This is a genomic window from Nitrospirota bacterium (assembly GCA_016235245.1).
In the GTDB taxonomy this organism is placed as follows: Bacteria; Nitrospirota; Thermodesulfovibrionia; order Thermodesulfovibrionales; family UBA6898; genus UBA6898.
The window spans coordinates 1-19,910 of the sequence record JACRLO010000011.1 but is presented as its reverse complement, the minus strand read 5'-3'; the positions used below and the strand labels follow the sequence as shown (position 1 = coordinate 19,910).

Below are 19,910 nucleotides of genomic sequence, written 5' to 3'. Positions count from 1 at the left end.
CGCCAGAGCATATGCCCTGCATCATCTGGATCTCAGCAATATGCTTGAAGCGTATCATCAGGCATTTATAAATGTAATAAATCAGCGTAGAGGTGTTGAACATGAAGCTTAAAGGAATGAAAGTTCTTGTAACTGGTGCCGACGGTTTTATCGGCAGTCATCTGGTTGAAGCACTGCTTGAGGAAGGATGCCAGATCAAGGCCTTCGTATATTATAATTCATTCAATTCCTGGGGTTGGCTGGATACGCTTGCAAAAGAAAAGCTCGCGCAAATTGAAATATTTGCGGGTGATATTCGTGATCCTAACGGTGTTGAAACTGCTGTCAAGGGGTGTGACGTTATCTTTCATCTGGCGGCGTTGATCGGCATACCCTTTTCATACCATTCGCCGGATTCCTATGTCGACACGAATATTCGAGGGACATTGAATGTGCTCCAGGCCGCGCGTAAATTTCCTGTAGAAAAGGTGCTTTCCACATCGACCTCGGAAGTCTACGGGACGGCCCGTTACGTACCGATCGACGAAATCCATCCCCTTCAGGGACAGTCTCCTTACAGCGCTACAAAGATCGGTGCGGACCGCCTGGTGGAATCATTCTGGCGCTCTTTCGGATTGCCGGCGGTGATCGTTCGACCGTTTAATACGTATGGCCCCAGGCAGTCTGCTCGGGCTGTTATTCCGACGATCATTGCACAGCTATTGGGGGGGGCGCAGGAAATCCAACTGGGCAGCCAGAGTCCGATCCGGGATTTTGTCTTTGTGAGAGATACGGTGTGTGGGTTTGTCGAGATTGCCAAGTCGGACCGGACCATCGGGGAAGAGATCAATATCGCGACCGGTGTGGAAATTTCGGTGGGAGAGCTTGCCGAAAAGCTGATAAAACAGCTTAATCCATCCGCCCGGATCGTCTGTAAGGAGCAGCGCATACGTCCTGACAAGTCAGAGGTTGAGCGACTGCTTGGCTGCAACAAAAAACTTCTCAGACTGACGGATTGGAAAATGCATTATGACCTGGAAGGAGGTTTGCGGGAGACGATCGAGTGGTTCAAAACTCCCGTCAATCTTGCAGGCTATAAAAGCGATATCTATAACGTCTAAGGAGGGAGTATGAGAGCAATTATTCTGGCGGGTGGCAAAGGCACACGGTTGAAGCCGTATACAACCTTCATCCCGAAGCCCCTTGTTCCGATCGGTGGCGAAATGCCTATTCTTGAGGCAGTGTTGCGTCAGCTTGCTCTTGCCGGATTTGATCATGTGACTCTGGCGGTCAACCATTTGTCCAATCTTATCATGGCCTATTTTGGAGACGGCTCCCGATGGGGGGTCAAGATTGATTATTCTCTGGAAGACAAGCCCTTGAGTACGATCGGCCCGCTTACACTAATTCCGGATTTACCCGAAAATTTTTTGGTTATGAACGGGGATATCCTATGCGATCTTGACTATCGCGCATTTTATGATTTTCATGTGAATAGCGGGAGTGATGTTACGGTTTCTTCCTACAAACGTGATACAAAAATCGATTTTGGCGTGCTGCGCTATGATTCGTCCTGCTATATACGCGAATTTATCGAAAAGCCGGTCCATCGCTATGATGTGAGCATGGGGATTTATGGTATCAGACGGACTTTGATCGAGAAGCTTCCCAAGGGGGAGCCCTATGGGTTCGACGACCTGATGCTGGACGGAATTGCGAAAGGTCAGCGATTGCTCGCCCGCCCGTTTGAAGGTTTTTGGCTGGACATAGGCCGTCCTGACGACTACGACTTTGCCAACGAAAATTACGATGAAATCAAAAAACGGCTGGGGTTTTAATGGGTAAAGTCCTGATCACGGGAGCAGCGGGTGTTTCAGGCCGAAATCTTGCCAGGTTGCTGAGCACCGAAAAGGAGATGCAGATTTGCCTCACAGATTTGCATGTCGAATCCGGGGTGGATAGTTTTGTCTGCGATTTGATTGACACCGATGCTGTGGACCGTATGCTTGCAGAAATTAGACCGGATCGGATTTATCACCTTGCCGGGGGCTACTATGACGATTATGCAACAAATTATCAGATCAATGTTCTCGCAACAAAATATCTATTGGATGCCTGCCTGAAGCATGAATTGCACGTCAGAATTTTGTTGGTAGGCAGCGCTGCCGAATATGGGCTGGTACGGCCTGAAGATAATCCTGTGAGGGAGGACCATCCGCTCAGCCCTGTCAGTCTCTACGGCTTAAGCAAGGTATATCAGACAGAACTGATGAAATACTACCGGAATGTATTTGATATGGATATTGTCATGGCAAGAACATTTAACCTATTGGGAGAAGGGTTTTCGCTCAAGCTGTTTGTCGGGAACCTGTTGCAGCAGATTGCTGATTACAAGCATGGGATTGTCGATAAAATCCGGGTCGGAAATCTTGAAAACAAAAGGGACTATCTCCCGGTTGCCGATGCGGTCGGATTCTATAAAATAATCATGGATCGTGGAGTGTCCGGGCAGATATATAATGTTGGAAGTGGCAAGTCAGTCAAGATACGCAATATATTAAATAAATTAATTTCTGAAAACGGTATAGAGCAATCATCAGTTGTTGCTTGTATGGAGAACAGGAATGCATCGAAAATCGATATTGAAGATATTTTTGCAGACATATCAAAATTGTCTGGTTTAATCGATTGCAGGGAGATTTGACATGATAATAAGAATGTTAATCAAGTTAAAGAAACTATTTGAGTCAAGTTTTAAACTGGACCTTGATTATCCCTTTGTCTCCAAACCAAGATATACGATCAATGCTCCGCATAAACAGCTTTACGAGATAATAGCAAGAAACAATGACAGATATTCCGACATACTCAACGCCATGCAAATGCATGAAATTAAATTCAGGTCGATATCAATCAATCAAGGGTTGAACAGAGTTGATCCTTATTGGGATAATGGCTGGTTCCCTGTCCTTGACGCCATGGTTCTCTATCATTTTTTAGTTATAAATAACCCCAGCACTTTTATTGAGGTCGGATCCGGAAACTCGACGAAGTTTGCCAGAAGAGCAATAACTGACCATGGACTTAGAACTAAAATTATTTCAATCGATCCGTATCCGCGAGCGGACATCGATTCAATTTGTGATCAAGTGATACGGGAAAGACTTGAGGATGTCGACCTTTCTATTTTCTCGTCTCTTGGTGCTCAGGATATAGTGTTCATCGACAACTCGCACAGAATATTTATGAACTCTGATGCAACGGTAGTTTTTTTGGATATTTTGCCCATTCTTGAAAGCGGAGTTTTGATTCAACTGCACGATATCTGCCTGCCGTATGATTATCCGGAGGATTGGGTCGCTCGTTATTACTCAGAACAGTATGGCCTTGCTTGTTATTTGTTGGCGCAGGGGGGAGGACTCGAAACAGTTTTTCCGTGCAAATTTATTGTCCATGACAATAAACTATCTCCCGTAGTGGAAGACTTGTGCAATCGAAGTGGCTTGGCGACAGTGCAACGAAATGGCTGTTCTTTCTGGTTACGTAGAAAGTGAAGAGAGATTTCTGGAAATATTTAGTGGTCGTGCAAGTGATATTAATTGTGGGAATTTAGATGCCTCCATTGGTTTCTGTCATAATCCTAGCATATAACGCCGAGCGTTTTCTGCGGGAGGCAATAGAAAGCATTCTCAACCAGTCCTTTCGGAACTTTGAATTGCTTATCATTAATGATAGCTCTACTGACTCGACTTCTGATATCGTAACTGAATACGAAGCAGCGGATTCAAGGGTTAAAAGCCATACTAACCCAAAGAATATGGGAATCCCGAAGAGTAGAAATATTGGTGTTGAGCTGGCTCGGGGGAAATACATTGCTTGGCTTGATAGTGACGACATTGCTGCACCCGAGCGATTGCAGATGCAGGTCGCTTTTTTCGAAGATCAGCCGGAATATGCCCTGATTTCGAGCGATCTGGAAATTATTGATGAGCTCGGATGTACCATAGGAGCCCGTATCTATCCGCATGATGACAAAGAGATTCGTAAGGTCTTGCTGCGCTATAATCCCTTTGCTCAGCCGGCTAGCATGCTTCGTCGCAGTGTATTCGATGAGGTTGGCCCGTATTGCGAGACAATGCACGTCTGTGAGGATTATGATCTGTTTCTGCGTATCTCGGGTCACTATCGGGTAGCTAACATCCCTTTGCCTCTGCTGAAGTATCGTATGTCGACGATCCAGTCGAAATCGATGCTATTGAAAAAGACGATCAGTTCCACCCTCAAGGTGCAGCGGGCAGCAAGAAAAAGCGGTTTTCCGGATTCGCTGGTGAACAGATCTTATCGCGTCGGTTTGTCGGTATTGCTACTGGTACCATCAAGTGTGGTTCTTTGGTTTTTCAATAAGGCGACTTTCATCAAGAATGCCCGTTGAGGAGGATTACGATGCATCTGGGATATAAAAACCATAAAAATAGGAATTTTTTGTAAGCCATGGAGCAATTTATTATTATTATCCCGGCCTTTAATGAGGAAGGCAGGATTGGGAAGACCGTCCCCGGTATCAGGTCCCTCACGGATATGGAGATTGTGGTTGTCTGTGACGGATGTGGAGATGCTACTCTCAGTGAGGCGCGATTATCCGGCGCGACCGTGATCGAACTTCCCTTTAATCTTGGCTATGGAGCAGCTCTTCAGACAGGCTATCAGTATGCAATCGGGAAGGGATATGCTTATGCTTTGCAGATGGATGCCGATGGCCAGCATGATCCTGCATACATCCCTGTGCTTCTTGAGAGGGTGCAGGCAGGAGATGTTGATGTGGCTATCGGGTCGCGGTTTCTTGGCGAAAGTGATTATCGTCCCACCACCATCAAAAAGATCGGAATGATTTTTTTTAGCGCGATCGCCTCATTTCTGACCGGCAAGGAGATCACGGATCCCACTTCGGGGTTTCAGGCTTTGAACAGGAAAGCCATGGGGTTGTATGCGAGTGAGGCCTATCCGGTGGATTTCCCTGATGCTGATGTGCTTATCATGTTACACCGGCAGGGATTGAGGTTTGTGGAGGTGCCGGTAAAGATGAACCCAAACACCAAGAAGAAGACCATGCATAGCGGCCTCGTGCCGGTTTATTATTTATTTAAGATGATGCTGTCCATCGTTGTGACACTATTGAGAAAAAATGAGTTCAGGAGAGAATCATGACTACACAGCTGAAAATTCTGGCTGCCGTTATCGGTGTAACACTTTTTCTCTATATCATAGAACTGGTGAGAAGGAAGAGACTGAGAGAGGAGTATGCATGGCTCTGGATGCTGACAGGTTTGATGATCGTAGTCCTATCGGTTTGGTATGACCTGCTTGTCTTTCTCGGCAGACTCCTCGGTGGCATTCTGCCTTCAGCCTTGCTTTTCTTTTTCGGTCTGCTCGCCCTTTTGCTCATCTGCCTTCATCTGTCCATTAAATTATCAACGTTGACTGATCAGGTAAAAAGGCTTTCCCAGGAACTTGCGCTCACGAGGGTGCAAAAAGGGAGTTCTTGAGGCACCTTTTTAGCGGCCACGGCAGGGCCTGTGCTGAATATTTATTGACTTGAGCGAATTGCGTTGAAAAATTTCGGTCCCCTTAGGTAACATTGTTGCATATGAAAATTTTAGGCCATGCCCGCTCGTATAAGGATATATGCTTAGGCATGATTTCTGTTATTGCCTTGATCTGCGTCTGCGGCTCAGACCGACCTATCTTTGGCGTTAATAGGGCTTATGCAGAGGCAGTAGACTGCAGCATGTGCCATCCTGACCTTGACAAGAAGAAGACCGTCCATGCCGCCGTCGGTATGGGCTGCTCAGCTTGCCATACCAGCCTCAATGTGTCTGACGTGCCGCATAAAGTGACCGGCAAGGTTCCGAAGGGGCTTTCTTCTGCCCAGCCTGATATCTGTTATGGCTGTCATGACAAAACCAAGTTTTCTAAAAAAAATGTGCATGCAGCCCTTATGATGGGTTGCACCACTTGTCACAATCCTCATTCAACAGATGCTCAGAAGCTGCTTATAGCTGAAATGCCAGGGCTGTGTTTTAACTGTCATGACAAGAAAAAATTTGACGGCAAGACGATCCATCCCCCTGTGATGGGCGGAATGTGTACGAGTTGCCATAATCCGCACAGTTCTGATTCTCCAAAGCTGCTTATTGCCGAAGCGCCTGACCTCTGCTTTAATTGCCATGACAAGGCGATATTTGCGAAGAAAAACGTGCACGCACCGGTAATGGGCGGCATGTGCCTGAGCTGCCACAGTCCGCATGCCACAGAGGAGATGGCGCTTCTTCCGAAGAGGCCGATGGCTGTCTGTCTTGATTGCCATCCGAATATCGCAAAGGGTCCTCATGTTGTAGCTGGTGCCAGACATCCTCTGGGGTCTTTGAAGAAGCCTGAGAAGCCGGACGAAAAGAAGCCGGGCAAAAAAATAAAGGCCCCTCTGATGGACCCTGTGCGAACGGGAAAAGAATTCTACTGCGGGAGTTGTCACGATCCGCACAGCTCAGATTTTATGCGCATGTTCAGATACAAGTCAGATTCGCCATTTGAACTCTGTATCAACTGCCACAAAAATTAGAGTTTTTCCTGAATGTTAGTGCAGAAAAGATGTGTTGATATCTTGAAGAATTTTTTATTATAGTGCATGAGCAATATTGTCTGAGAAATAATTCTGGTTAATAAGCGCTGTAACATTCATATTAGGACATAAGGAGCCGATTCGAATGATTTCAAAACGCTATGTGTTACGCATTGTATTTCTTTTTTCCCTCCTCTCTCTTATCGTCTCTTGTGCTCCTACCTACCAGAAACCGAACATAGATCTGGTCTGGCCGCTCCCTCCTGAAGAACCCAGGATCAAATACGTTGATATAATCAGGAGTACCCTTGATGTGGGGAAGAAAAGCAGTATGGCTGATGTGCTTTTTGGCGAAGAGAAGGTAGAGGTTATGGCAAAGCCTTACGGTGTCGCGGTTGATAAACAGGGCGTTATCTACGTTGCTGATCCCGGAAGGGTTTTTGTCTTTGACCTGAAAAATAAAACCTATGATTTTATCGGCTCTCAGCCGGGAGCCGGCAAACTGAGTTTTCCTTTTGGCCTCGGTTTGGCGGACGATGGTCGGCTTTTTGTTACTGACATCAGTCAGGACAGGGTCTTCGTCTATAAGGACAGGAAGTTTGCCGGAGCGATTGGACAGGAGGGTGAACTGGATGGCCCCAGCGGTGTTGCGGTAGATAACGCAAGGGGTTTGATCTATGTTGTTGACTCAAAGAAACATTATGTGAACGTTTACTCTCTAAAAGACTATGCAAAGCTCAGGACCATAGGCGCAAGAGGTGAAGGGCCAGGAGAATTTAATTTTCCTACAAACATTGCCCTTGATGCCGAAGGAAAGCTTTACGTGGTTGATACCGGAAATTTCAAGGTGCAGGTTTTTAACGCTGAGGGCAAGCACCTTAGAACTTTCGGTCAGCTGGGAGATGCCCCCGGCACCTTTGGCAGGCCTAAAGGTATTGCGGTTGACTCAGAAGGGCATGTTTATGTTGTGGACACTGCTTTTGACAATTTTCAGATATTTGACCAGGAAGGGAAGCTCCTTCTTTTTGTGGGTGGCCCCGGGAACCCCCCTGGGAAGTTCTGGCTGCCTGCCGGCATAGCGATCGACTCTGAAGACAAGATATATGTGGTTGATCAGTATCCCGGGCTTGTTCAGATTTTTCAGTATCTTGGCGGGAAAGGGAAGAAGAATTAAGGGAACTTTGTCATGACCATTGCGGGATATAGCACATTAGTAATATGCGATTATGTATAAATACACAGTGATGGCCGTAGTCAGTGTAACTCAACTTAAAAAAATCTGTTTAATTTAACAAGTTATGATATAAAGCGTAACTCTTGAACTAATTGGCTCAATTATTGCTATAAATAACTACATGTTAAGGAAAAGCAATATTAACAATCTAATAACAGAAAGGAGGATTATCGAGGTATTGTCGGGCATGACAGGAAGAATCCATTCATGCCAAGGCAAGTAAAATAAATCTTATTTCTACGAGGAGAAGCAATGAAGAAGACAATTTTAATTATTATGCTGTCGGTTGTACTGATGACAGGGTCGGCTTTTGCCGGTACGGTTGCAAATTCAAAGCATAATCTTCTAACCGGTTGGACCACAGGGGCAATAGTAAGCCCTCATGTTGCAGCAGCTGGTTCAGTAACGGTTTGCGGTTTTTGCCACATCCCTCACGGGAGCACTCCTAATAGCGCTGCTCCTTTGTGGGCAAGGGATCTGACTACTATCGGGGGTGCTTTCTATTATAATACGTATGGTTCAGGCAGCGGAAACCAAACTCTTGCTGCTACACCGGTTGGTGACCCTGGTGCGAACTCATTGACCTGTCTTTCCTGTCATGATGGCTCGATCGGACTTGGCGTAACATACAAAAACGGTATATCAAACACTCAAGTTATGACGTCGACTCCTGCAAACTTGCTTGTAGCTGTCAGCGGCACTATGGGAGCCCTTAACTATGCTGGTTATACTGCTTCTTACGGTGCAGGTTCTTCAGACCCTGGGTATAATCCTGCTATCGGTGGCCCATCGACAACTGATCTTACCAACGACCATCCTGTTGGAGTTCAATACATGCTTGATGGAAGGGCCGGCCTTAACGCTGTGCTCCCAAACGGAGCAGGACAATTTAAGTTCTACGGTGCTGGCTCTAACGTGGTTGAGTGCGCTACCTGCCATAATCCGCACGATAATGATTTATCTAAATTCCTGAGAGTTGCAAAGGCAACTATTTGCACTGACTGCCACTCAAACAAGTAAACTTCAATTGGTTTTGAGGGGGGAGGAGCTTGCTTGTCCCCCCTTTTTTTTTGACCCAGCCTTATATGCTTATGTATAATTTCACACTATGCCGGTAAGAGGGTGATAAACGTATGAACAACATGATACATATGAAGCGGAGTTCTCCGGTTTTTTTAGCCCCTCTTTTGCCTATTATCCTCTTTTTAATTTTTTTTGTTTCTTTTGCATTGGCTGTTGAAATAGAAAATACTCCCCAACCTGAAAAAAAGGCTTATTCTGCAGAAAAGGAAATTGCTGCTGAGAGGACAATTGTCGCGCAGGTAGGTGATGCAGAGATTACAGAGGCGGACCTCCAGGAGGCTGTTCAGAGAAAGGTGCAGACCATATATTCTCACGGTCAGGACCTTACCCAAAAGCCCGAATATCGAAGGGACGCGCTCAATGATTTGATCGAAGTTGCGCTCCTTTTCCGCGCAGCAGTGAAGCGGGGAATGAAGATCCCTGACGATGTTGTAGACGGGGTCGTGGAGCAGAACAAAAAACAGCTTGGATCAGAAAAGGGCCTGCATGAAGTCCTTAAAAGCAGGGGTCTGACCATGGACGAATTCCGTAGCAGGATTCTGCAATATCGTCTTGCGAATGAGCTTCTGAGAGACCTCTTTGAAAAGAGCAAATATTCAGACGAAGAACTGAAGCAGTACTACGAGGGACATAAAGAGAATTTTAGGCGGCCTGATGCTGTTCATCTTTATGATATTTTGCTCAAGGTCGAGCCCTCAGCAACAGAGCAGGAGTGGCTGAAACAGGAGGAACGTGCAGAAGAAATCCTGAAACAGCTCCAGGCGGGCGAGGCTTTTTCTGATCTTGCTGCCAAGAACTCTGATGACCCATACCGCGTGAAGGGCGGCGACCTTGGCTTTATCCATAAGGGGATGCTGATGTCTGAGGAGCAGGAGGCCGCAGCTTTTGCCCTTCAGCCCGGCGAGCTGAGTAAGGTCATAAGGACACTTGAAGGGTTTTATATCATGAAGGCAGGCGAGAAGACCCCGGGCGAGTTGCTGGATTTTGATAAGGTGAAAGGGGATCTTGCGCAGAAACTTCAAAAAAAGAGGTTTGAGGAGCAAAAGCTTGATCTCCTCATGACTATGAGAGCTGAATATCCGGTTAAAATAAATATAACGCTCAATGATAAACTCTGATAACAGGGAGAAAAAGTTTTACATAATGAAGGTTGCCCTCTGGTGGTAAGCAAGAGAGTCTATTTGCCTTTTCTATTTGTGATATTTTTGTTAGTCTTGTTGTCTCCTGTCAGAGCAGAGGCATTCACCGAAGGCTTCGCACTGAAAGGTGACGTCACATTGTTATATCAGAGGCAATGGGGAGATAGCGTAAAGAGAGACGAATTTTCTCACCAATACCATCTCGTATACAGCGGGTTCGTTGTTGACCCTCGTCTGGTCAAATTTGAGCTGAACAGTTTTTTTTCGCAGTGGATTAATAATCCTGGATCAAATGTCAATTCTTATGGATTTGGCATGGATATTTCATTGCTGAACACAAGAGTTTTACGTGGACCTTTGCAGTATTTCCCGCAACCTGTCATATTGCGATTCGATTATGCTGAATCTGACAGTTCCAAGTCATATCACTACGGTCTTAATCTTCAGTATGCTATGCCAGGGAAAAAGTTGGCATTTTTTCAGAACGGTAAATTCATCTCTTTCTATAAAGGCCAGCCTCTGCGTGGCAACAGCAATGACGGCAACAGCAATGACAGCAACAGCAATGACAGCAACAGCAATGACAGCAATGCGAGCAGGAAGAGCGGACAACAAGGGGGTCTCCTCATCCCCTTTCCGAGTTTCTCCCTCGACTATGACTCGTACACATACCAAAGTGGGACGACTGATCGAAAAAACGACTATCTCGATTTCAGGGCGATAACCCTTGCAAAAGACAGTGAATACAGACTTGAATACAGATATTACCGTATGACTGATGCCGGTTCTACAGATATAAAAGACCAGTGGGTCGAAGCCCGCGCAGACTTTCATTTCCCTGACCTGAAGACAAACCGCACTTTTGATATCTATAATCGATACTCATATCATACAACTGACGGTTCAAGCCTTACCGACCTTTCGTCACGCGGTTACTGGCTGAGGAGCTTTGGTATAGACCAGCAGGATAGCCTCTCAATAACAGGTCTGGCGAATTATTTTGCCACTGATACAGGCAAGGGCTACGTTGGAAGCGCTTCGAGCAGCTACACCAAAAGATTTTCGGACCGGTTTACAAATACTGCTTCTGTTTTTTTTGGGTACAGTAAGTCCAATGAAGATCCCAACGACTTTGCCTTGCAGGACAGTGCAGGCCCCCTTACCGCCGGCATAGCAGATTTCATGCAATACCAATTATCAAGGATTTTCTCCGTCACAGGCAGTCTGAGCTTAGGCGTGCAGTCCAAAGAAACAGACTATAGCCTTTCCCTTGGTCTCAATACGAACGCCAGGGTTTCGACCTCTACACAATACTCATACTCCCACTCAGGAAAGGTGAATGAGGAGCGGGATATTCACAGGATCGAATTTGACGCCAGGACAATGCTGACAAGGAATGTCTTTCTCGTTTCGCGGAACTATTATCAAACGAGCAGCTCCTATAATGGTGAAAAAGAGAATCAGCTTTTTTTAAGGGGTGATATATTCTGGAATTTTAGACCCTATAGATTGCAGTTGACCGCTGATTATCAATCCCTGAAGAATTTTGGCAGCACAGTGTCTGACTCTAAGACAGTATTTCAGGCTCTGCTTTCAAGGTCATTCAGAAATAGACTGTCCCTTCTCGCGAGGGTGAGTTACGCCAAGTTTAATTCCGGCTTGTCAACTCTTGAATTTGAGCCCTCAGTGAGTTGGGCGTTCAGACGGGTCTCTGTGGTTGCGAAATATACCATGAGAAAGACAGAACAGAGCGCTGGAAATTCAATTATTGACCACAGGTTCTATTTCGCATTAAGGAGAGACTTTGATACGCCGCTTCGGCCTCTATTTCGATAAAGGAGATAGTCCCTTGCATGGTTAAAGCCCCGCTTTTTTTTCTTTTTGTTGCGGGCCTCTTGGTTTCCTGTGCTCCTTCCAAGGCGCTTATTGACAGCAATGCTCTGGAAAAAATCTTCTGGCCCGGACCACCGGAAAGGGCTCGGATCGCTTATCTCTGGACTGTCTCTTCGTGGTCTTCAGGGGGCAGCGGGGGTATTGCTGATTTTTTTGCCGGTGCGCCTGATAGTGCCGATCCACAGTCGGCTTCCAGATTACTGGCCCCTTACAGCCTTTTTCTGGATGGAGAAGACCAGCTTTTTATAACCGATCCTGGTGCCTTTCGGGTGACGAGCTTCAACACACGGACAGGTGAGATTAGACATATTCTGAAGGCCGGCAAGGAGGACTTTATTTCTCCTGTCGGAGTGGTAGTTTTCAAGGGGAATGTATATGTGAGCGATTCTCAGGTTAAAAAGGTCTTTATCTTTGACGCCGTTGGAAAGCTCTCCGGAGCCTTCGATGGAAGCTTTGAGCGGCCGACCGGCCTGGCCCTGGATAAGGAGAGGGGCTTTATTTATGTATCCGATACTCTTGCGAACTCCGTTTACCAATATACTCCGGAAGGGAAGAGATTGGGCAGTATCGGCAGGAAAGGAACAGGGCCGGGAGAGTTTAATTTTCCTACCCATCTTTGGGTCGATAAAAAAGGTGTTTTATATGTTACTGATGCCATGAATTTCAGGGTCGAGTTTTTTTCTCCCGAAGGTCGTTTCCTTGGCATGTTTGGAGAGCTTGGTGATGCGTACGGCGAGCTTGAAAAGCCGAAGGGTGTTGCGTCAGACAGCGACGGGAATATCTACGTTGTCGATTCAATCAGGGACATGGTGAAAATATTCAATAGGGAAGGAAAACTCCTCATGTTTTTCGGATCTCAGGGTAAGGATTATGGACAATTTTGGTTGCCTTCTGGTATTTTTATAGATAGGAAAGATCATATTTATATCGCAGACACGTATAACGGGAGAATCCAGGTTTTTAAATACCTTAAGGAAAAGTGAAGTATATAATGAATGCCCTCACCGTAAAAGGCGGAGTTGCTCTGTTAGTCTTGTCACTTGCGGCCACAACTGCATACTCCGGGATCACGACGACAAAACATAACCTCTCCATTAGCGGGCCAGGCCCGGTTAAGTCTCAAATTGAGAGCAGGGTCTGTGTATTCTGCCACACTCCCCACCATGCCATTGCCTCTCTTGACGGCATTCAGGTCCCTCTCTGGAACCATACGTTGAGTGCTGCAACATATCAGCTATATAGCAGCCCTACACTCAAGAGCCCTGCTATTCAGCCTGACGGCAGCTCGCGTCTCTGTCTCAGTTGCCATGACGGCACTGTTGCGATCGGCTCTGTCGTGAATTCCGGTTTGATTACCGTGATGGGAACTGGTATGGGTGGCGTTATGCCGGGTGAACCCGGGACAGGTTCATCAAACGTCGGCACAGACCTGAGTGGTGACCATCCGATATCCATAGAACTCAATAGTGCGTTAATTGCAGCAAAGGCCCTGCAATGCACAAATAATGAGATTGCTTTTAAGGTCTGTAGCCCTCCGCCCGGTTCTCCCGTGCTGCTCGAAAAGACAAACAACCGCTTTGGCGGGGCCCCGACAGGCGTAGGTGTGCAGTGCGGTTCATGTCATGACCCGCATGAGGACCGAAATCCGGGAACAACAGTTTTTTTGCGGGTGGGAGATAAGATCAATCATGATGAGTTATGCAATGCTTGTCATACGACAAACTGTGCGGCGGCCTGTCCATGAGCAGCAGATCGCAGCGTATTTCTGCGGCATTTTTCTTCTTTTTTCTTACAGTGTCATTTTCTCTTTCATTGGCTGTCCCAACGCATCTTGATAAAACCAAACTAAAAAAAGGCTGCAGTGAATGTCATAAAGGGCATGGCAAGAGGGCTTCGATGTTGCTTTCCCAGTCGAAAGAGGAGTTATGTTTTTCCTGTCATGGGCCTTCTGCCAAGAATTCCTCAATCGGCAAAAACAGTGCAGATATATACTCGGTCCTTATGAAGAGTTCCAGCCATCCGGTCATCCAGACATCCCATCTGCATCAGTCGGGCGAACGATTGCCCGACAGTGCGGTCGGAGCCCAGCGACATGTATCCTGCTTTGACTGCCATAATGTGCATAAGGCTGAAAAAGGTAGTAGTATAAAGGGGCTGAAGGGATATTCCGGCAGAGGCATTCGGACAAAGCAGGCAAATTATGAGTATGAACTGTGTTATACCTGTCATTCCGACCAGGGCACCTCTTCAGGAGCTGGCGGAGATGTCTCCCTTGAATTTGAACGCATAAACCCTTCATTTCATCCTGTCGAAACCTTTGGGAAAAATTCGTTTGTCCCGAGCCTGCGTGGCAATTATACCCGTTCAAGTATCATAACGTGTTCTGATTGTCACGGAAATGATGATTCATTAGGCCCAAAAGGACCGCACGGTTCCCGTTATGAGCCGATTCTCAAATACCGGTATGTACGCACGCAGGGGCCTGAGAGTTCAAGTTCCTATGAGCTTTGTTATACCTGCCACGATAGAAACAGCATTCTTAATGACCAGAGCTTCAAGGCGCATAAGATCCATGTTGTCTATAATCAGATCTCCTGTGGTCAATGTCATAGCGCTCACGGGAGCAGATTCAGTCCATCCCTTATCAATTTCGCCACAGCAGTTGTATTTCCCAATTCAACTGGAGAGATTACGTTTATGCCGATGGCTCAGGGCCGGCCAAGATGCTATCTCTCCTGTCATATAAACGGCAAGGCAGTAGAGCATAAATTGAATCAGACCCTGACCTACAGTGTTAATAACCGTGTTCTGTCTCAGTGGTAGGTAAGTTCCGTTCTAAATTAGTGAACACTTGTTGCATGTTTTCGTGACACAGCAGTATTGAATTATTATAATCGCAAAATGTTGTTTGCTTTCCCGGGAATTCAAGTCCCTGTATTTTTGTTGGGTTGTTAGACCCAATAGTGGGATATAACCCACATGAGCTATCATCATGAGCAACTATACTTTTTATGTATGACGAGATAGAAAGGCATAAATGTTACATTGCAGTGACACCTAAAAAGAGGCATAACAAGGCATGTTTTTTGCATGATAACCTGTAATTATCTATCTATCAAAAGTTGAAAAGAGATTAATTATGACAATTATATTGGATAAAACAGTTAAAATAAGGGGGCGAGTGATTATGGAAGGCAGCTTTAAGAGACAGACAATGATAGGAGTGCTACTGTTCTTCTGTGCGCTGGGAATGATGCTGCCGACTGCAGGCCAGGCAGCTGGGTTGCCGGCGGTTGAGCAGTTGGCGGGCATAACGATGAACAAGTCTGCTTTATGGTCTCCCGGCAGACTTGCTGTTGGAGCAGACGGTACGCTGTATGTCGTTGATTCTTATAAGAATCATATCCTGAAGTTTGACAGAAACGGCAATTATATTGGCGATATATCGTTCCCCCGCGTATCCGCTGTAGCCGTTGCCCCCAATGGTACACTTTATATCGGATCCCACCAGGATTATGCCGTCTCTATCGTCAGCAACGGAAAGGTCGTCGGCCATCTTGGGGCAGGGGCGAATGAATTCCGCTCGATCCGGGACATTGCCTATGACGCCTCGACAGGGCTAATCTATGTTATAGACAATGTCGGCAACGCGGTCAGGATATATGATGAGTCTGGTCGTTACGCGAATATGATAGAGGGCGTGAATCTGCCGATTGCAATAGAGGTGACAGCTGAAGCTATTTATATAATCGATGCCCCGATCGTCAAGGATGAGAATTCGCTTACAACAGCATCGAGAGTATCTATTTTTGATAAGAATTACAGCCTGATCGGAACAATACATGATTATGGGAAGGCACAGATGTTCCGCCCGACGGATATAGCCGTTTCTGATGGTATACTGTATGTAACGGATGCTGTCACAAACAGTGTCCTCCTTTTTGATGAGGCAGGTGCTTTGCTCGGCGAGATACAGAGTAATGCAGGTGATTTGCAGACTGCTGTATCGTTGGCAATATCCTCAAATGGCATTCTCTATGTTTCATCGAGCGATACGCACCGCATACATATGTTCGCGATGACAGTCGGGATATCCGGGCAGCAGGGGGGGCAGCAATGAAAAACGTATTTATATTGGTGACAGGAATCTTGTTTCTGGTGTTCGCAGCCTCTGCGTATGCGCAGACAGACGATGCTCCTCACAATGTAACAAATAATATAAGCTGTAGTGATTGTCACTCTGTTGTATCAGATAATATCTGTATGACCTGTCATACGAATGTGAACGGAGGCACCTATACTAAAAATAGCGCTCCCAAAGTCCTGACGCATTCAAGCGCAAATACCAGCACCAAACACGGGACATGGGAAAAGGTCTGTAAAGATTGTCATCATAGGCAGGATCCCACATATCATGGTCAATTACAGCGAATAGCTTACGGCACTGAAACATATTTGGCAACTGGGACAATTACTTCAGTGGTGATCAATCCCGATGGTTCAAGGACTTATGGCTATAGTGGGCTTATAGTGAATAATCCGGACTGGAGCGATTATGCCAGGTGGAGCAAGAAATCAGCAAACGACAGCGGCGGTAATGAGCGCGGTCTTATTTTTTATAAAACTCCGATTGCCGTGACGCCAATTGCTTCTGAGATAGTCTCCGCAACTGCCAATACGATTAGGGTAACAGGCAATCCGGGTACAGTTGCAGTTGGTAATACTTTTGCCCTCATATACGGTCAGCTTATTAGGTCGTCAATAGTTGGAGCTAACGGAGACACAGCAATAAAATTTTATTCCAATAGCGGTCAAAATTCCTTTGCCTATGACGAAAGCAATACAGGGATAGATCCGACTCCAAACGGAATATGTCAGGTCTGTCATACACTGACAGATGTATTCAGAGCGGATGGATCGAGATCTGCTACGGGTTCGCACGCTGGGCGTAACGGCATAAACTGCATCTCTTGTCACAAGCACGAAGCAGGATTTGCAGCAGACTGTGCAAGCTGTCATGGGCAGCCTCCAGTTGATGTCGGCACAATGGTCAGCAGTCCGGCAATTACGGGATCAGCTACTCCGGGTAAGCATAATACCCATGTTAATATCTTGGGTATAACTTGCGCCGATTGTCACTATAATAGCGTCGGTTCCGGCCCAACGCACAATGACGGAACCGTTCAGGCAATTACGATGGGTTTTTATATCAATAGCACTTTTCAGGGTGGAGCCTATGATGGTCAGACTGGGGTTGACTATAATAATACCGTTACCACCCCTCCGACGACCGTCTCGAATACCGGCACCCTGCAGTGCAGCAATATCTATTGCCATAGCACAGGTCAGGGCAGCAGCGGAGGAGTCCTGGTGGGAGGGGACTACAAGACTCCGAGCTGGACTGGCAGTGTTGTCTGCGGTGATTGCCATAAATTAGTCATGGATTCAGGCAGTCACACTGCTCATATTGGTGCGCCGCTTTCAAAGACCTGTTCTGAATGTCATAAGAACGCAGGGGAAGGCACTGCTCTTCATGCCAATGCAATCATTGAAGTAGCATTTAATGCAGATCCCTTCAGTAATTCCGCATCCTATAGCCAGTCTCCAAATACACCTGGAAACGGCTATGGAACATGCGCCACCGTCTATTGTCACAGTATTGGTCAGGGCAATGGCGGGACCGCTCTTGTCTCGGGAACATCGGATTATAAGGCTCCTGCATGGGGCGGAACAGCAGTCTGCGGCAGTTGCCACGATGCGGTTATGGCATCCGGCAGCCATACCACCCATTTGGCTGTCGCCGGCTATAATTGTGCGACATGTCATACCAATGCAGGATCAGGTACGGCAAAGCATGCCGACGGAATAATCGATACGACATTCAATGCAGCACAGGCTGGCGGAGCAGGATCTTACTCGCAGGACGGCACTCCGGGCAACGGTTACGGCACATGTTCTACGGTTTATTGCCATGGAACGATCTCGCCTCAATGGGGTGCTAATACAGCCACAGCCTCTTGCGAAAAGTGTCACGGTTCAGCAGCAACAGCGGCTACCGGAAATTTTAAGGACACAGCCGGAAATACATCAGGTGCAAGGGTTGGCGCACACGTAGCGCATCTTGCGTCAACACATAATTATACGAACGATGTAGCATGTTCCCAGTGTCATGGCGTTCCTGCCGCAGCAACAACGGTGGGCCATATCGATAGCGCTCTGCCTGCTGAGGTTAATGTTTCCCGTGGTTATGCGGCCGGCACCTGCTCTACAACATATTGTCATGGAATTGGTATCAAGAACGGCTGGCCTGGTGGCAATAATAAAACGCCGTCATGGGGAGATACAACCTATCTTACCGGTGTAGCCTCGAATGACTGCGCGCAGTGTCATGGTTATCCGCCCGGCGGAGGCCATCCCGGAGCATCACCTTCAACCTGTAAAGATTGCCATCCTGGTGTTAATCCCACTGGCACAGGATTTACGGATCCCTCGTTGCATGTTAACGGCATTGTTGAGGCCACGGGCGGCGATGACTGCAACAGTTGCCATACCAATGCAAATCTGAGCGCACGCCACACTGTCCATACCAATCCGGATGCGGTTCTGGCCGGGAAGAAGCTCTCAACTTCTGATTATGGTAATCTTGCATGGTGGTATTCCTATAGTAATGTTGGTGGAGTGCCTACGATGGGATGCGGTTATTGCCACCCTCAGGACAGTGCAACGCATAGAAACGGTACACGGAATTTGAATTTCGCCCCCAATGATACCGGTGCAGCAGGGACACTCAAGGCAAAAAATGGTACGGCAATCAATTATAGCCAGAATGCCGGAGTCAGCGTGACCTGTTCGAGCGTTTACTGTCATAGCACAGGTTATAATGACGGCACGGGATATGTATATCAAACAACGCCGGATTGGTATGGTGGATCCTTCAGCGGCGATAAGTGCTCCAACTGCCACGGTAATTCTCCGAATTCCGGAGGCAAGCCCGGATCTCTTTCTCACTACAATACCAATGCGATGGGAATGGGCGTTGTGGGTGGCCACTTTGTCGGCATTCATTATAAGAACGTCTTTACCGGCACAACAGGCGTAATCAAAGACGGCAGCAACAGGCAGAACGCCCACGGATCTACTGCCACATCAACCACAATCAACTGCCAGACCTGTCACAATTCAACGGTCTCTATGACAGGCAATGATCAGAATACGGTATGCACTTCATGTCATACAGCCCCCTCAAAGGGCACTATGAGTATCGATGCCTTATCAACAACCCATATCAATGGAACACCTGATGTCGTATTTGCTGCGGGGACAATTAATTCAAAGGCGCAGATCAGAGATGATATAACAACAGTGACAGAACTGAGCAACAGTTGGCTGAGGAATAGCGGTTATAAGGGAGGCGCAACCTCCTCTGACGGATCTCTGACTGCAGCATCCTTTAACCCGGCAACCAAGTCATGCAGTTCAGTGGCATGTCATAACGGTAACCCGGTGACGTGGGCAGCCACAAATATAACCTGTAACTCGTGCCATACGAGTTTGCCATAAGGTGGGGGGAACTATGAACGTGCGCAGATACAGGATAGATGGCGAGATGAAAACTGAAATGAGACAAAATACTTCGATGATCGGAAGAGAGGTGAGGGCTGACATGAGAGGACTTTTTGAAATTGAAGGTCACAAGCTAAATGGGGCCCGTCGCATGCATCAGCAAAGACCATCCTCTCATCATGGGATAACGCTTTTAGCCGCAATTGCCATGATTCTTGCTATAGCGCTTGCAGTTCCAGCAGTTGTAAATGCTGCCACATCAGGCCCTAATAACCCGACGACTGGAGTTGTTAGTGGTGCCATTGCAGGGTATACGTGGTCAAATCCGGGCAATGTGCTTGCTCCAGATAATCTTTATGCAACTACCATTAATATGTCAAACGGTTCTAATACGAGATATCTT

General features: G+C 46.9%; 18 protein-coding genes and 1 pseudogene (1 of these 19 running past the window's edge). All 19 read left to right on the top strand.

From position 1 onward, the window contains the following. Nucleotides 1–71 (top strand): annotated as a pseudogene (locus HZB31_05940) (glycosyltransferase); it begins 1,942 nt to the left of the window's first position. A gap of 45 nt (nucleotides 72–116) precedes the next feature. Further along, nucleotides 117–1,100, top strand: coding sequence for an SDR family NAD(P)-dependent oxidoreductase (locus HZB31_05935; GenBank protein MBI5847481.1), 984 nt, complete (start codon nucleotides 117–119; stop codon nucleotides 1,098–1,100). A gap of 9 nt (nucleotides 1,101–1,109) precedes the next feature. Then, nucleotides 1,110–1,817, top strand: coding sequence for an NTP transferase domain-containing protein (locus tag HZB31_05930; protein ID MBI5847480.1), 708 nt, complete (start codon nucleotides 1,110–1,112; stop codon nucleotides 1,815–1,817). Next, complete coding sequence (locus HZB31_05925) at nucleotides 1,817–2,683, top strand: GDP-mannose 4,6-dehydratase (GenBank protein MBI5847479.1); 867 nt, start codon at nucleotides 1,817–1,819, stop codon at nucleotides 2,681–2,683. Before HZB31_05930 ends, HZB31_05925 begins: the two co-directional genes overlap by 1 nt. Nucleotides 2,684–2,696: 13 nt before the next feature. After that, complete coding sequence (locus tag HZB31_05920) at nucleotides 2,697–3,533, top strand: class I SAM-dependent methyltransferase (GenBank protein ID MBI5847478.1); 837 nt, start codon at nucleotides 2,697–2,699, stop codon at nucleotides 3,531–3,533. A 59-nt stretch (nucleotides 3,534–3,592) separates the two neighbouring features. After that, the gene (locus tag HZB31_05915; protein ID MBI5847477.1) at nucleotides 3,593–4,411 is read left to right on the top strand and encodes a glycosyltransferase; all 819 of its coding nucleotides are present in this window, start codon (nucleotides 3,593–3,595) and stop codon (nucleotides 4,409–4,411) included. Nucleotides 4,412–4,470: 59 nt separating this feature from the next. Next, complete coding sequence (locus HZB31_05910) at nucleotides 4,471–5,184, top strand: glycosyltransferase family 2 protein (protein ID MBI5847476.1); 714 nt, start codon at nucleotides 4,471–4,473, stop codon at nucleotides 5,182–5,184. Further along, complete coding sequence (locus tag HZB31_05905; GenBank protein ID MBI5847475.1) at nucleotides 5,181–5,522, top strand: DUF2304 domain-containing protein; 342 nt, start codon at nucleotides 5,181–5,183, stop codon at nucleotides 5,520–5,522. Before HZB31_05910 ends, HZB31_05905 begins: the two co-directional genes overlap by 4 nt. 149 nt (nucleotides 5,523–5,671) lie before the next feature. Continuing rightward, complete coding sequence (locus tag HZB31_05900) at nucleotides 5,672–6,595, top strand: hypothetical protein (GenBank protein MBI5847474.1); 924 nt, start codon at nucleotides 5,672–5,674, stop codon at nucleotides 6,593–6,595. Nucleotides 6,596–6,740: 145 nt separating this feature from the next. Then, nucleotides 6,741–7,769, top strand: coding sequence for a 6-bladed beta-propeller (locus HZB31_05895; protein MBI5847473.1), 1,029 nt, complete (start codon nucleotides 6,741–6,743; stop codon nucleotides 7,767–7,769). A gap of 312 nt (nucleotides 7,770–8,081) precedes the next feature. Continuing rightward, a complete protein-coding gene (locus HZB31_05890) occupies nucleotides 8,082–8,849 on the top strand; it encodes a cytochrome c3 family protein (GenBank protein ID MBI5847472.1) in 768 nt (255 codons plus the stop codon). Between the two features lie 113 nt (nucleotides 8,850–8,962). After that, the gene (locus HZB31_05885) at nucleotides 8,963–10,030 is read left to right on the top strand and encodes a peptidylprolyl isomerase (protein MBI5847471.1); all 1,068 of its coding nucleotides are present in this window, start codon (nucleotides 8,963–8,965) and stop codon (nucleotides 10,028–10,030) included. A 489-nt stretch (nucleotides 10,031–10,519) separates the two neighbouring features. Next, a complete protein-coding gene (locus HZB31_05880; protein ID MBI5847470.1) occupies nucleotides 10,520–11,887 on the top strand; it encodes an autotransporter outer membrane beta-barrel domain-containing protein in 1,368 nt (455 codons plus the stop codon). Nucleotides 11,888–11,904: 17 nt separating this feature from the next. Continuing rightward, the gene (locus tag HZB31_05875) at nucleotides 11,905–12,927 is read left to right on the top strand and encodes a 6-bladed beta-propeller (GenBank protein ID MBI5847469.1); all 1,023 of its coding nucleotides are present in this window, start codon (nucleotides 11,905–11,907) and stop codon (nucleotides 12,925–12,927) included. Further along, entirely contained in the window at nucleotides 12,924–13,688 is a 765-nt protein-coding gene (locus HZB31_05870; GenBank protein MBI5847468.1) for a hypothetical protein, read from the top strand. Before HZB31_05875 ends, HZB31_05870 begins: the two co-directional genes overlap by 4 nt. Then, a complete protein-coding gene (locus HZB31_05865) occupies nucleotides 13,685–14,767 on the top strand; it encodes a hypothetical protein (GenBank protein ID MBI5847467.1) in 1,083 nt (360 codons plus the stop codon). Before HZB31_05870 ends, HZB31_05865 begins: the two co-directional genes overlap by 4 nt. Before the next feature lie 364 nt (nucleotides 14,768–15,131). Next, a complete protein-coding gene (locus HZB31_05860; protein ID MBI5847466.1) occupies nucleotides 15,132–16,064 on the top strand; it encodes an NHL repeat-containing protein in 933 nt (310 codons plus the stop codon). Between the two features lie 1,076 nt (nucleotides 16,065–17,140). Beyond that, on the top strand, nucleotides 17,141–19,504 hold the full coding sequence (locus tag HZB31_05855) for a CxxxxCH/CxxCH domain-containing protein (GenBank protein MBI5847465.1): 2,364 nt from the start codon (nucleotides 17,141–17,143) through the stop codon (nucleotides 19,502–19,504). A gap of 13 nt (nucleotides 19,505–19,517) precedes the next feature. Further along, the coding region (locus HZB31_05850; GenBank protein ID MBI5847464.1) for a hypothetical protein at nucleotides 19,518–19,910 on the top strand (393 nt) is incomplete at its 3' end.